Raw genomic sequence first — 13,922 nt, 5'->3', positions numbered from 1 at the left:
GAGCGTCTTAAGCCCTATGAGGTCTTCTCGAACAATTCCCGCCCGATCAGCATGCGCCGGATCTCGCTGGTGCCCGCGCCGATCTCATAAAGCTTGGCGTCGCGCAGCAGCCGGCCCGCGGGGTAATCATTGATGTAGCCGTTGCCGCCGAGCAGCTGGATCGCGTCGAGCGCGCATTGCGTCGCCTTCTCTGCTGCAAATAGAATAGCGCCGGCGGCGTCCTCGCGCGTGGTCTCGCCGCGGTCGCAAGCCTTGGCGACGGCGTAGACATAGGCGCGCGCGGCATTCATCGTCGTGTACATGTCGGCGACCTTGCCCTGCACCAGCTGGAAGGTGCCGATCGGCTGGCCGAACTGCTTGCGCTCATGCACGTAGGGCAGCACCACGTCCATGCAGGCCTGCATGATGCCGAGCGGACCGGCCGCGAGCACGGCGCGCTCGTAGTCGAGGCCCGACATCAGCACGTTGACGCCGCGGCCGACCTGGCCCAGCACGTTCTCCTCCGGCACCTCGCAATCCTCGAACACCAGCTCGCAGGTGTCGGAGCCGCGCATGCCGAGCTTGTCGAGCTTCTGCGCGGTCGAGAATCCCTTCATGCCCTTCTCGATCAGGAAGGCGGTGATGCCGCGCGGCCCGCCTTGCGGATCGGTCTTGGCGTAGACCACCAGCGTCTCGGCGACCGGGCCATTGGTGATCCACATCTTGTTGCCGTTGAGGATGAAGCGGTCGCCCTTCTTGTCGGCGCGCGTCTTCATCGACACAACGTCGGAGCCGGCCTGCGGCTCGGACATCGCGAGCGAGCCGACATGCTCGCCGGAGATCAGCTTCGGCAGATATTTCTGCTTCTGCGCCGCGTTGCCGTTGCGGCGGATCTGGTTGACGCAGAGGTTGGAGTGCGCGCCGTAGGACAGGCCGACCGAGGCCGAGGCGCGCGAGATCTCCTCCATGGCGATGCAGTGCTCGAGATAGCCGAGCCCGGCACCACCATACTCCTCCTCGACGGTGATGCCGTGCAGGCCGAGCTCGCCGAGCTTGGGCCAGAGGTCGCGCGGAAACTGGTTGGACCGGTCGATCTCGGCCGCGCGCGGCGCGATCTGCTCCTGCGAGAAGCTCGCCACCGTTTCGCGGATCGCGTCCGCCGTCTCGCCAAGATCAAAGTTGAACATGCGCTGCGCGTTGGCGATCATGGTGGCGGCCTCCTGCTCGTCTTCTGCTTTGCAACAATTGCTCAAAGCCTTATTCCGTGACGTGGCGCTTGTCACGCCCCACATCCGGCTGAATGCCAGCTTTGCGACACAAGACCCGAGCGCTCGGCACCCGTCAAATTCCGCGCTTGCCCATCGCTCCCGGGCAGGATGTAATCGCGCCAAAGATCGCCGGACACGTCAAGAAGCCGGCCTGAGGGAGACGTCCATGCACGGGACCGCCAAACCGGCCGAAGCACATCGCCACGACGCCGCCACGCGAGAGATCGACGAAGCGGCCCGGCGCGCCGCCACGCTGCCGCTGACCGACTTCGATCCCGGCGATCCCGAGCTGTTCCGCACCGACACGCATTGGCCATACTTCGACCGGCTGCGCCGCGAGGACCCGGTGCACTACTGCAAGGACTCGATGTTCGGTCCTTACTGGTCGATCACCCGCTACGACGACATCATGGAGATCGAGACCAATCACGCGGTGTTCTCGTCGGCCTCGGCGCTCGGCGGCATCACCATCCGCGACGTGCCGCCCGACCTGCGCCGCGAGAGCTTCATCGCGATGGACCCGCCGCGACATGCGGCCCAGCGCAAGACCGTGGCGCCGATGTTCACGCCGACGCATCTCGACGAGCTCGCGATCAACATCCGCAAGCGCTCGGCCGAATGCCTCGACAACCTGCCGGTCGGCGAGGTGTTCGACTGGGTCGACCGCGTCTCGATCGAGCTGACCACGCAGATGCTGGCGGTGCTGTTCGACTTTCCCTGGGAGGATCGCCGCAAGCTGACGCGCTGGTCCGACATCGCCACCACGCTGCCCGGTCCCGGCGGGCTGGTCGCGACCGAGGACGAGCGGCAGGCCGAGCTGATGGACTGCGCGCGCTACTTCGCCCGGCTCTGGCAGGAGCGGCAGAGCCAGCCGCCGAAGAGCGACCTGCTGTCGATGATGGCGCATAGCGAAGCCACGCGCGACATGGACCCGAAGAACTTCCTCGGCAATCTCGTGCTCCTGATCGTCGGCGGCAACGACACCACGCGCAACACGATGTCCGGCAGCATCTACGCGCTGAGCCAGAACCCGGATCAGTATCGCAAGCTCAAGGACAATCCGGCACTGCTCGACAGCTTCGTGCCCGAGGTGATCCGCTGGCAGACGCCGCTCGCGCATATGCGCCGCACCGCGCTTGATGACATCGAGTTCCGCGGCAAGCAGATCAGGAAGGGCGACAAGGTCGTGATGTGGTACGTCTCCGGCAATCGCGACGAGGCTGCGATCGAGCGTCCCTACGATTTCATCATCGACCGTGCCCGCCCGCGGACGCATCTCTCGTTCGGCTTCGGCATCCACCGCTGCGTCGGCCTGCGACTCGCCGAGCTGCAGCTCAAGATCATCTGGGAGGAGATCCTGAAGCGCTTCGACCATATCGACGTGATGGACGAGCCCAAGCGGGTCTATTCGAGCTTCGTGAAGGGATATGAGACATTGCCGGTGAAGATTGCGGCGTAGGTTGTATTTGATGACGAATCGAGTCCGGCGCGAAGGGTCTCTTAGGGTGGGCAAAGGCGGTCGCGCCTCGCGCGAACGCCGTGCCCACCATCTCGCGACTGGCGCGAAAGACGGTGGGCACGCTTCGCTTTGCCCACCCTACGATCCTATCCACGCGTTGCGTCATTGCGAGGAGCCGAAGGCGACGACGTGTCCGCCATAGCCCAATGAGCGACGGCGGAAGCAATCCAGACTTTCTTCCCACCCCTGGATTGCTTCGCTTCGCTCGCAATGACGGAGACCACCCATACTTCATGCATTGTCGAGAATGAATCGACCTTTGAAGAAGGACCACCCCATGACCGCCCAGGCCGCGCTTCGTTCCGACCATGCCGATCTGCTGCGCGACGCGCGGCTGGAGGCGTATTCGACTCCGATCGAGGACTTCCATCCCGGCGCGCCGCGTCTGTTCCAGAACGACACCTTGTGGCCGTGGTTCGAGCGGCTGCGCAAGGAGGCGCCGGTGCACTATTGCACCAAGGCGCCCATCGAGCCCTACTGGTCCGTCACGCGCTATCACGACATCATGCATGTCGACACCAGCCACGCGATCTTCTCGTCCGATGTCAGCAATGGCGGCATCATGATCCGCGACGTGCCGCCCGGCTATGAATGGCCGAGCTTCATCGCGATGGACGAGCCCCGCCACGGCGAGCAGCGCAAGACCGTGCAGCCGATGTTCACGCCGGAGCATCTGGATGAGATGGCCGTGCTGATCCGGCAGCGCTCGGCCAAGGTGCTGGACTCGCTGCCGCGCAACGAGACTTTCAACTGGGTCGAGAAGGTGTCGATCGAGCTGACGACGCAGATGCTGGCGACCCTGTTCGACTTCCCGTTCGAGGAGCGGCGCAAGCTGACGCGCTGGTCCGACGTCTCGACTGCTCTGCCCAAGAGCGGCATCGTCTCCTCCGAAGAGGAGCGCCGGCGCGAGCTCGCCGATTGTGCCGAGACCTTCGGCCGGATGTGGAAGGAGCGCCAGGCCAATCCGGGCCGCGACCTGATCTCGATGATGGCGCATAGCGAGGCGACGCGGCACATGACGCCGGACAATCTGATGGGCAATCTGATCCTGCTCATCGTCGGCGGCAACGACACCACGCGCAACACTATGACGGCCTCCGTGCTGGCGCTGAACGAGAACCCGGCCGAGTATCAGAAGCTGCGCGACAATCCGGCGCTGATCGAGACCATGGTGCCCGAGGTGATCCGCTGGCAGACGCCGCTCGCGCATATGCGGCGCACCGCGCTGGTCGACACCGAGCTGGGCGGCCAGAAGATCCGGAAGGGCGATCGCGTCGTGATGTGGTATGTCTCGGGCAACCGCGACGGCGAGGTGATCGAGAACCCCGACGCCTTCATCATCGACCGCAAGCGGCCGCGCATCCACCTGTCCTTCGGCTTCGGCATCCACCGCTGCGTCGGCATGCGCCTCGCCGAGCTGCAGCTGCGCATCGTCTGGCAGGAGATCCTCAAGCGCTTCGACCGCATCGAGGTCGTCGGCGAGCCGAAGCGCGTCTATTCCAGCTTCGTCCGCGGCTACGAGAGCCTGCCGGTGCGGATTCCGGGGTAAGCGACGGACCCGGCCTCGATCGTGGCCTCATGGTTCGAGACGGCGCTGCGCGCCTCCTCACCTGAGGGTCGAAAGCCGAGGCGGCACAGCACACCGGACCATGAACACGCAAGGGAGCTGATGCCGGGTGCACGTAGAGATGAGAGAAGTAGCGGCGCGGCGATGTCGGTGCGCTCCCTCTCCCCGTTCTTCACGGGGAGAGGGTTGGGGTGAGGGGCGGCCACGAGCACCAGACGTGCGGAGAGCCCCTCACCCGGATCGCATCTGGCGATGCGATCCGGCCTCTCCCCGCACGCGGGGAGAGGCTGGCCGCGAGCGTCGCGCTCGACTGTCCGACTCATGAACATCAGCCGCGTGTTCATGGAGAACTTTGAGAGTTCCACCTATTCCTGGCACCCCTCATGGTGAGGAGCCGCGCAGCGGCGTCTCGAACCATGAGGCCCTGGATCGACCATCAAGTTACCAGCTGCCTATAAGAATCCGGCATGGCGGGGTGAACGAGATTCAATGGGCTTCCCTGTTCGTTTCCGGGCTAAATCATCCGCTGCACAACGGTGCTCATTTTCCGCAGGACGCCATGGCCGCTTCCGACACTCCCACCACAGCTCCCGACTGGCCGCTCGCCATCTATCAGGCGCTGAAGGCGGCTGATGTCCGGCAGCTCTGCTACGTGCCCGATGCCGGCCATTCCCGCCTCATCCGCCTCGCGCATGACGATCCCGCGATCGCCACCACCGTGCTGACCTCCGAGGAGGAAGGCGTCGCGCTCTCGGCCGGCGCCTGGCTCGGCGGCCAGCGCGCGGTGCTGCTGATGCAGTCGAGCGGCGTCGGTAATTGCGTCAACATGCTGTCGCTGCTGGCGAGCTGCCGGTTCCCGTTCCTGACCTTCGTCACCATGCGCGGCGAATGGGCCGAGTTCAATCCGTGGCAGGTGCCGATGGGCAAGGCCGCGCAGGCGGCGTTCGAGATCATGGGGGTCACCGTGTTCCGGCTGGAGCGTCCCGAGGAGGCCGGCGAGATGGCGGCCGCAGCCGCCAAGCTCGCCTTCGACAGCGACCAACCGATCGCGGTGCTGATCTCCCAGCGGATGATCGGCGCCAAGAAGTGGACGGAGGGCAAGTGATGAGCTCCGTGCTCGACCGTCGTGTCGCCGTGCAGGCGCTGCTGAGAGATCGCGGCGACCTGCTGGTCGTCAGCGGCCTCGGCTCGTCCTCCTACGATTTGTTCGCCGCCGGCGATCACGACGCGAACTTCTACCTCTGGGGCGCGATGGGCGGCGCCGTCATGATCGGCCTCGGGCTCGCGCTGGCGCAGCCATCGCGCCCGGTCGCGGTCATCACCGGTGACGGCGAGCAGCTGATGGGGCTCGGCAGCCTCGCGACATCGGCGGCGAAGAAGCCGACCAACCTGTCGGTCGTCGTGCTCGACAACGCGCATTTCGGCGAAACCGGCATGCAGATGAGCCATTCCGGCCTCGGCGCCAATCTCGAACTGATCGCGTCAGGCGCCGGCTTCCCCTCGGTGCACACGATCACCGATCATGCCGCACTCGACGCCTTCAGGCCGAAGCTGCACGATCGCGCCGGTCCGCATTTCGCCCGCGTCGCCATCTCGACCGATCACGTCGACCGCGCCCTACCCCCGCGCGACGGAGTGTTCCTCAAGAACCGCTTCCGCGGCCATCTCGGCTATCCCGTCAGCTAGAGCATGGATGCACGCTTCATCCCCATACCGCGGCCGGGACCATCGGCTGCAACGCTGGCATGCCACGCTTGCCAAGCGCCACATGCTTCGTCATAGGCTATCAGCAACGAACCTAGGGAGACCACAGGCGGTGTGACAGCGGCCTGAGGAACAAGGACATGACAGAACATCAGCACGACGATTACGCCGACATCCGCGACGCCGTCGCCAAGCTGTGCGCCCAGTTTCCCGGCGAATATTGGCGCAAGCTCGATCGCGAGATGGCCTATCCGTCCGCCTTCGTCGACGCGCTGACGCAGGCCGGCTATCTCTCGGTGCTGATCCCCGAGGAATATGGCGGCGCCGGGCTCAAGCTGTCGGCGGCGGCGGCGATCCTGGAGGAGATCCAGCGCGCCGGCGGCAATGGCGGCGGCTGCCACGCGCAGATGTACACGATGGGTACGGTGCTGCGGCACGGCTCGGCCGAGCAGAAGGCGAAATGGCTGCCCAAGATCGCGAGCGGCGAATTGCGGCTGCAGGCGTTCGGCGTGACCGAGCCCACCTCGGGCACGGATACCACGTCGCTGAAGACCGTCGCGAAACGTGACGGCGACAGCTACATCGTCAATGGCCAGAAGATCTGGACCAGCCGCGCTGAATATTCCGATTTGATGCTGCTGCTCGCGCGCACCACGCCGAAGGACCAGGTGCAGAAGCGCACCGATGGTCTCTCGGTGTTTCTCGTCGACATGCGCGAGGCCAAGAAGGCCGGTCTCACCATCCGTCCGATCCGGACGATGATGAACCACGCGACGACGGAAGTGTTCTTCACCGACATGCGCGTGCCGGCGGAGAATTTGATCGGCGAGGAAGGCAAGGGTTTCCGCTACATCCTCTCCGGCATGAATGCCGAGCGCATCCTGATCGCCGCCGAATGCGTCGGCGACGCCAAATGGTTCATCGCGAAAGCGACCAACTACGCCAAGGAGCGCGTCGTGTTCGGCCGCCCGATCGGCCAGAATCAAGGCATCCAGTTCCCGATCGCCAAGGCCTATGCCTCGATGCGCGCAGCTGAGCTGATGGTGAAAGAAGCCACCCGCAAATACGAGGCCGGCTTGGATTGCGGCGCCGAGGCCAACATGGCCAAGATGCTCGCGGCCGACGCCTCGTTCGAGGCGGCCAATGCCTGCATCCAGACCCATGGCGGCTTCGGCTTCGCCGAGGAGTACGACGTCGAGCGCAAGTTCCGCGAGACGCGGCTGTATCAGGTGGCCCCGATCTCGACCAACCTGATCCTGTCCTATGTCGCTGAGCACGTGCTCGGCATGCCCAGGTCGTACTGACATGTGGCAAGTCATTCGCCCGCGGCCATCCCTCGAGACGCCCGCCTCCGGCGGGCTCCTCGGGATGAGGACTGTCAGGGCGGCCCAAATTCTCAACCCTCATGGTGAGGAGCGCCGCCCCTGCGGCGCGTTCAGGCGATGCTCTCGCATCGCCTTGAGAACCATGAGGCCCCACTCTACGAGTTCACACCATGCTTCCGCTTGAAGGGATCACCGTCGTCGCCGTCGAGCAGGCGGTGGCTGCGCCGTTCTGCTCGTCGCGCCTCGCGGATGCCGGCGCCCATGTCGTCAAGATCGAACGGCCCGAGGGCGATTTCGCCCGGGGCTATGACGCCGCCGCCAAGGGCCAGAGCAGCTACTTCGTCTGGCTCAACCGCGGCAAGGATTCACGCGTCGTCGATCTGTCCAAGCCCGAAGGCCGCGCCGAGTTGGAGACACTCATCGCGAGCGCCGACGTGCTGCTGCAGAACCTCAAGCCCGGCTCGATGGACAAGCTCGGCTTCGCGCGCGAGCGGCTGCGCAAGGACTATCCGAAGCTGATCTGCTGCACCATCACCGGCTATGGCGACACGGGTCCGTATGCGGACCGCAAGGCCTATGATCTCTTGATCCAGGCCGAGAGCGGGCTGGCCTCGATCACCGGCGGCCCCGAGGGCCCGTCGCGCGTCGGCATGTCCATCGTCGACGTCGCCACCGGCGCGACCGCACATGCCGCGATTCTGGAGGCGCTGATCAAGCGCGGCCGCAGCGGCGAAGGTGCCGACATCCGCATCTCGATGTTCGACGTGATGGCCGACTGGCTCACGGCGCCCCTGCTCAATGCCGAGGCCGGCAATACGCCGAAGCGCATCGGCCTCGCCCATCCGTCGATCGCGCCCTATGGCGTGTTCACCTCGAAGGACGGCAAGGACATCCTGATCTCGATCCAGAGCGAGCGCGAGTGGAAGACCTTGTGCGCCAAGGTGCTGGAGCAGCCCGGCCTGCCCGACGATCCGCGCTTCGCCAACATGGTCGAGCGCGTCCGCAACCGCACGCTCACCGACACAATCGTCGCCGACCGCTTCGCCGCGCTGTCGCGCGACGAGCTGCTGACTAAACTCGCCGCGGCCGACATCGCCTTTGCCGAGGTCAACAACATGGCGGATCTCGCAACACATCCACATCTGCGTCGGATTGAGGTGAACACGCCGAACGGCGTCGTCTCCTATCCGGCGCCGGCGGCGATCGTGGTCGGCGACGACAGATCGTATGGTGCCGTGCCCGCGATCGGCGAGGCCGCCTCGCCGCATCAGCGAAAGGGATGATCATGACGGAGCCGCTCGATCTCGATCACCTCAGGCAATGGGTCGGCCGCAACACTGAAGCCACCGACATCGTCACCGCGCAGCTCACCAAGGGCCTGCGCGCGACCTTGTTTCAGGACATCGGCGAGCCCACGAGCGGCGACATCGCGCCCTACACGGTGCATTGGTGCCTGGGCCAGCCCGTGTTTCCGCATGATCAGCTTGGCCCCGACGGCCATCCCACGCGAGGCGGCTTCCTGCCGCCGGTGCCGCTGCCGCGGCGGATGTGGGCCGGCGGCGAGGTGCAGTTAATCGATCCCCTGCGCGTCGGCGACCTGGCCACGCGCGTCTCGACCATCACCGACGTCAGTTTGAAGAGCGGCTCGACCGGCCAGCTCTGCTTCGTCGCGGTCGAGCACATCGTGTCGACGCCGCGCGGTGTCGCGATCCGCGAGCGGCAGGACATCGTCTATCGCGACATGGGCGGCGCGCCGGCTGCCTCACCCAAGGCGCCGCCGCCTCCGCCGGTCGCGCAGCACATTGAGACGCACGTCTCCGATCCCGTGCTGCTGTTTCGCTATTCCGCGCTGACCTTCAACGGCCATCGCATCCATTACGACCGCGACTACGTCACCAAGGTCGAGGGCTATCCGGGCCTGGTCTTCCACGGGCCGTTGCAGGCCGCGCTGCTGGTCGAGTTCGCCGCCAAGCTCAGAGGCAAGCCGCCCGCCAAATTCGCCTATCGCGGCGTGCAGCCGCTGTTCGAGGGCAGCGAGTTCTCGGTCAATGCCTCCGACAAGGATGGCGGCCTGGAGCTGTGGACCGCCAACGCCGAGCGCCAGCCGACGATGAAGGGCACCGCGACTTGGTGATATAAGCCTCGTCATTGCGAGCGAAGCGACGCAATCCAGAGTCCCGCGACGGCCCCTGGATTGCTTCGTCGCTTTGCTCCTCGCAATGACGGCAATCCGGGGAAACGCCTTTGGCCAAGACAACGAAAACAACAACCAAGCCCGTCACCGTCAAGCAGGCCACCTTCGAGCTGCTGCGCGCCTTCGGCATCAAAAAAGTGTTCGGCAATCCCGGCTCGACCGAGCTGCCGTTCCTCAGCGACTGGCCCGACGATATCGACTACGTGCTCGGCCTGCAGGAGGCCTCCGTCGTCGGGATGGCCGACGGCTATGCGCAGACAACGCGCAATGCCGGCTTCGTCAATCTGCATTCGGCCGCCGGCGTCGGCAATGCGCTCGGCAATATCTACACCGCGCATCGCAACCAGACGCCGCTCGTCATCACCGCCGGCCAGCAGGCGCGCTCGATCCTGCCGCTGCAGGCGTTCCTCTATGCCGAACGCCCGAGCGAATTCCCGCGCCCTTACGTCAAATACAGCGTCGAGCCGGCGCGGCCCGAGGACGTCCCGGCCGCGATCGCGCGTGCCTACTACACCGCGATGCAGCCGCCCTGCGGTCCGACCTTCGTCTCGATCCCGATCGATGACTGGATGCATCCGGCGCAGCCGCTCACCGCCCGCAAGGTCAGCCGCGAGCTCGGTCCCGACCGTGCCGCGATGGAGGAATTGGTCGCAGCGTTGACGGCAGCGAGGAATCCCGCCCTCGTCGTGGGCCCTGGCATCGATCGCGCTGCTTGCGTCGATCTGATGGTTCAGGTTGCGGAGAAGGCCAAGGCCAGCGTCTGGGTCAGTCCGTTCTCGGCACGTTGCTCATTCCCCGAGCGCCATCCGCAATTCCAAGGCTTCCTGCACGCCTCGCCGGGACAATTGTCGGACGCGCTGAAGCCGCATGACCTCGTCGTCGTGATCGGCGCGCCGGTATTCACCTTCCATGTCGAGGGCCACGCCGCGATCTTCGACGGCGCCACCGCGCTCTACCAGATCACCGATGATGCCGAGGGCGCGAGCGTGCCGCCGATCGGCACCAGCATCATCGCGACGATGCGCCCCGCGCTGTCGCTATTGCTCGAGCTGCTACCGGAGACGAAGCGCGCCGCGCCGAAGGGACGCGTGCTGCCGGACGCGCCAAGGCCCGCTGATCCCATTCCCGTCGACTATCTGCTGCACACGCTGTCGAAGGCGCTGCCCGCCGGCGCCGCGGTGGTCGAGGAGATCCCCTCGCATCGCCCCGTCATGCACAAGCACATGCCGATGCCGGGCGCGGACTCGTTCTACACGATGTCGAGCGGCGGCCTCGGTTACAGCCTGCCCGCGGCAGTCGGCATGGCGCTCGGACGGCCCAAGGATCGCACCGTCTGCCTGATCGGCGACGGCTCGGCGATGTATTCGCTGCAGGCGTTGTGGACGGCGGCGCAACGCAAGCTGCCGGTGACGGTCGTCGTCATCAACAATTCCGGGTACGGCGCGATGCGCTCGTTCAGCCAGGTCATGCAGGTGCGCAACGTGCCCGGGCTCGAATTGCCCGGCCTCGATTTCGTCAAGCTCGCCGAGGGCATGGGCTGCGATGCCATGCGCGTCGGCCGCTCCGCCGATCTGCCCGCCGCGCTCGCGCGTAGCCTCGCGCATGACGGCACCAGCCTCGTCGAGGTGATGGTCGATTCCGCGGTGCCGCTGCTCTATGCCAAGAGCTAGCCGCTGTTCGTTCAGCGGACGCGCTGTCAACTGATCTCGATGCGATAATACGTCGCAGCTTCGATGGCGACGGCGTGGCCTGCCGCGAAATCCGCATCAGCCCGCCGCATCGGTGCAACCGGCGGTTTCAGCCGCAAGCGCTTGTTTCGAAAGCTTTCTACTCCCCTGCGCCATCGCGCCGCAGCCGCTCCGCCGCAAACATCGCGAAATCGTGCCGTCAGATTGCAGGCCGGCGCCATGCTGCTTGCAAGGTCCGACCATTCTGCAAGCAAAAATCATTATCAAAAGGTTCCACCATCCAATCCAGCGTACCAATGGAGTTGAGCTGATGGCGGAAAAGACAAACCCTCAAACGGCGACATCGAGAACCGACCTCTATCGCCACGTCAGCGCGCTTGCCCTCATGTCCGCGCTCGCAATGGCGGCCGTGCCGCATCAGGCCCAGGCGCAGGCGGCCATGACGACCGCGCTCGCCACCTCGGCCACGACCAACTCAGCCGCGAAGGCCGCGCAGGAGGCTGCCGCAAAGGCCGCCGCCAAGGCCGCGCAGGATGCGGCCGCCAAGGCTGCTGCCGCAGCGGCTGCCAAGGCCGCGCAGGACGCCGCTGCCAAGGCTTCCGCAAAGGCCGCGGCTGATGCCGCTGCGAAGGCAGCCGCCAATGCCGCTGCCAACTCCGCCGCCAAGGCGGCAGCCAACGCCGCCGCGAAGGCCGCGACCACCGCCGCCGCCGCTGCGGCGAGCACCGCGGCCAAGACTGCCGCGGCCGCAGCTCCGACCACGACGACGGGCACCGCGACCAAGCCCACCACCGTTGCCACCGCCGCAACCCCCACCCCGGTCGCCAAGCCGGCGGCCGCAGCGGCAACAACGACCACCACCGGCACCGCCAAGGCCGCCGCTGCGGCGACCACCAGTACCGCGGCCAAGCCGGCTGCAGCCACGACCACCGTCGCCGTCGCTAAGGCCGCCGCGGCCCCGGCAGCCGCCGCCGCAACCCCGGCCAAGGCTGCCGCTGCCGCCGGTGCGGCGAACAACGACGCCGTCGCCAAGGCCAACGCCGCTGCGGCCGCCGCAGCTCAGAAGGCCGCTGCTGCCGAGGCTCAGGTCGCTGCCGACCGCAAGGCCATCGATGCCGCGCGTCAGGCCGAGCAGACCGCGAAGGGCGCCGCGATCGAGGCGCAGGAACAGTCCGAGAAGAATCCGACCGCCGCCAACAAGGCCGCGGCCACCGCGGCTGCCGCGAAGCTAACCACCGCGTCAGCCGCGCTGCAGGCGGCCTTCCAGAAGCTCGACAAGGACATCGACGTGTCCAACGAGGCCAAGGAAGCCGCCAACGCCGCCAAGGACACCGCGCGCGAAACGGCGGAAGCCGCTGCCAAGGCCGGTCAGCAGGCCGGTCAGGCCGCCGGCAACGCCAACAACGGCGGCGGCGCGGCCGCCGGCAATGGCGGCAATGCCAACAATGGCGGCGGCGCGGCGGCCGGCAACGGCAACAACAACAATAACAACAACAACCAGCAGGCCAATGAAGCGGCCGAGCAGGCCGCGCTGCAGGCGGCGCTGAAGACCGGCGAGCAGGCGCGCGCGGTCGCGCAGCAGAAGACCCAGGCCGCCAACGCCGCGGCATCGGCGAACCAGAAGACGGTCGAGGCCGCGCTGAACCAGAAGATCGGCGTGATCGATGCGACGGTCGAGGCAGCCGAGCAGAAGGTGAATGCCGACCGGCAGGCCCTGGAGCAGGCCCGCCAGGCCGCGCAGCAGGCCAAGCAGGACGCGCAAGAGGCGGCCGAAGTGCTCGAGCGCGCCAACAACGCCGCCAACCAGGCCGCACTGGCGGCAGCGCAAGCCAAGGCGCAGACCACCGCCAACGCCTTCAACGCCGCCAACGCCACCTTGAACGCCGACAACCAGGCGCTCACCCAGGCGCGCGCGACCGGCGAGCAGCAGGAGGGAGCGCTGCGGGAGGCAGCCGAGAAGCAGATCCAGGCCGGCTACGCCGCCGCGCAGCAGGCGACCCAGGCCGCCTGGGCCGAGGCGCAGAAGATCGGCAACGCGGCGCTGGCCGCGCTCGAGCAGTAAGGCCCCGGCGGTCCGCGCCGCCGTCCCGGTTGCTCCCGGGGGGACGGCGCGGCCCCGACAACGACAACAAGGCCATCACCAGCCGCATGCCGACCGGCCGGGGATCACGGATCATGCGACGGGACTTGACCTCACCCCGTCGCGGGACCCGCCCCCGGCCCCCCATCCGCCGACATGCATTGCCTCCAGCCCCGCCCCCTGCGGGGCTCTTTTTTTTGTTTGCGCCCTGATCGCGACGCGCACGGTGCGCCCCCTCTCCCCGTTCTTCACGGGGAGAGGGTCGGGGTGAGGGGCAGCGGCACGGGCGGTGCTACTTCTCTGCTACAAACTAATTCTACCGGCTCCGCGCGACGGTCGCGCCCGCATTCAATGCTAGCCACGTGATATGGAGCCGTTGTGCCCGTCCGTCGGACCGGACTCGGAGCTCCGGATCTGCCATGCCCCTCACCCGGATTGCTGCGCAATCCGACCTCTCCCCGCAAAAAGCGGGGAGAGGTTTGCAGCGCCCGTGCCGGCCAGGATCGTGAGATCAACTAACATCCCGAAGCTCAATAGACCACGAGCCCTTGCCGCAATGACGGTGCGCTCCCTCTCCCCGTTCTTCACGGGGAGAGGG

Annotated in this window: 10 protein-coding genes; 9 read left to right on the top strand and 1 reads right to left on the bottom strand. The window is 66.5% G+C overall.

Annotation, left to right across the window (positions count from 1 at the left end; all coding sequences use genetic code 11):
- Positions 1-14 precede the first annotated feature (14 nt).
- On the bottom strand, positions 15-1,187 hold the full coding sequence (locus tag BRAD285_RS04265) for an isovaleryl-CoA dehydrogenase (RefSeq protein WP_006610357.1): 1,173 nt from the start codon (positions 1,185-1,187) through the stop codon (positions 15-17).
- A gap of 226 nt (positions 1,188-1,413) precedes the next feature.
- Here BRAD285_RS04265 and BRAD285_RS04260 point away from each other — a divergent pair, with 226 nt between their 5' ends.
- The 9 genes from BRAD285_RS04260 to BRAD285_RS04220 all read left to right on the top strand — a co-directional run bounded on the left by BRAD285_RS04260 (position 1,414) and on the right by BRAD285_RS04220 (position 13,306).
- A complete protein-coding gene (locus BRAD285_RS04260; protein WP_006610358.1) occupies positions 1,414-2,706 on the top strand; it encodes a cytochrome P450 in 1,293 nt (430 codons plus the stop codon).
- Positions 2,707-3,043: 337 nt separating this feature from the next.
- Positions 3,044-4,315, top strand: a complete 1,272-nt coding sequence (locus BRAD285_RS04255; protein WP_035645129.1) for a cytochrome P450 — start codon at positions 3,044-3,046, stop codon at positions 4,313-4,315.
- Positions 4,316-4,892: 577 nt separating this feature from the next.
- Positions 4,893-5,438: a thiamine pyrophosphate-binding protein gene (locus BRAD285_RS04250; RefSeq protein WP_006613275.1), complete on the top strand. Its 546-nt coding sequence runs from the start codon at positions 4,893-4,895 to the stop codon at positions 5,436-5,438.
- Positions 5,438-6,019 carry a thiamine pyrophosphate-dependent enzyme gene (locus tag BRAD285_RS04245; protein WP_035647356.1) on the top strand — a complete coding sequence of 194 codons (582 nt, stop codon included), beginning with the start codon at positions 5,438-5,440 and terminating at the stop codon, positions 6,017-6,019. The genes BRAD285_RS04250 and BRAD285_RS04245 overlap by 1 nt, the downstream gene beginning before the upstream one ends.
- A 158-nt stretch (positions 6,020-6,177) precedes the next feature.
- Positions 6,178-7,341 carry an acyl-CoA dehydrogenase family protein gene (locus BRAD285_RS04240; RefSeq protein ID WP_006613277.1) on the top strand — a complete coding sequence of 388 codons (1,164 nt, stop codon included), beginning with the start codon at positions 6,178-6,180 and terminating at the stop codon, positions 7,339-7,341.
- Between the two features lie 191 nt (positions 7,342-7,532).
- On the top strand, positions 7,533-8,645 hold the full coding sequence (locus tag BRAD285_RS04235; RefSeq protein WP_006613278.1) for a CaiB/BaiF CoA-transferase family protein: 1,113 nt from the start codon (positions 7,533-7,535) through the stop codon (positions 8,643-8,645).
- A gap of 2 nt (positions 8,646-8,647) precedes the next feature.
- On the top strand, positions 8,648-9,496 hold the full coding sequence (locus tag BRAD285_RS04230; RefSeq protein ID WP_085962844.1) for a MaoC family dehydratase N-terminal domain-containing protein: 849 nt from the start codon (positions 8,648-8,650) through the stop codon (positions 9,494-9,496).
- 110 nt (positions 9,497-9,606) lie between these two features.
- A complete protein-coding gene (gene mdlC / locus BRAD285_RS04225; RefSeq protein ID WP_006613280.1) occupies positions 9,607-11,226 on the top strand; it encodes a benzoylformate decarboxylase in 1,620 nt (539 codons plus the stop codon).
- A 403-nt stretch (positions 11,227-11,629) separates the two neighbouring features.
- On the top strand, positions 11,630-13,306 hold the full coding sequence (locus tag BRAD285_RS04220) for a hypothetical protein (protein WP_244422283.1): 1,677 nt from the start codon (positions 11,630-11,632) through the stop codon (positions 13,304-13,306).
- Positions 13,307-13,922 lie beyond the last annotated feature (616 nt).

It is taken from the genome of Bradyrhizobium sp. ORS 285, assembly GCF_900176205.1.
GTDB lineage: Bacteria > Pseudomonadota > Alphaproteobacteria > Rhizobiales > Xanthobacteraceae > Bradyrhizobium.
The sequence above is the reverse complement of the archived record's forward strand: the minus strand, read 5'-3'. Positions and strand labels throughout refer to the sequence as shown.

Excerpts from the sequence above, each read along its gene's own strand:
- BRAD285_RS04265 (WP_006610357.1), bottom strand. The coding sequence starts at position 1,187 with ATGATCGCCAACGCGCAGCGCATGTTCAACTTTGATCTTGGCGAGACG.
- BRAD285_RS04260 (WP_006610358.1), top strand. The coding sequence starts at position 1,414 with ATGCACGGGACCGCCAAACCGGCCGAAGCACATCGCCACGACGCCGCC.
- BRAD285_RS04255 (WP_035645129.1), top strand. The coding sequence starts at position 3,044 with ATGACCGCCCAGGCCGCGCTTCGTTCCGACCATGCCGATCTGCTGCGC.
- BRAD285_RS04250 (WP_006613275.1), top strand. The coding sequence starts at position 4,893 with ATGGCCGCTTCCGACACTCCCACCACAGCTCCCGACTGGCCGCTCGCC.
- BRAD285_RS04245 (WP_035647356.1), top strand. The coding sequence starts at position 5,438 with ATGAGCTCCGTGCTCGACCGTCGTGTCGCCGTGCAGGCGCTGCTGAGA.
- BRAD285_RS04240 (WP_006613277.1), top strand. The coding sequence starts at position 6,178 with ATGACAGAACATCAGCACGACGATTACGCCGACATCCGCGACGCCGTC.
- BRAD285_RS04235 (WP_006613278.1), top strand. The coding sequence starts at position 7,533 with ATGCTTCCGCTTGAAGGGATCACCGTCGTCGCCGTCGAGCAGGCGGTG.
- BRAD285_RS04230 (WP_085962844.1), top strand. The coding sequence starts at position 8,648 with ATGACGGAGCCGCTCGATCTCGATCACCTCAGGCAATGGGTCGGCCGC.
- BRAD285_RS04220 (WP_244422283.1), top strand. The coding sequence starts at position 11,630 with ATGTCCGCGCTCGCAATGGCGGCCGTGCCGCATCAGGCCCAGGCGCAG.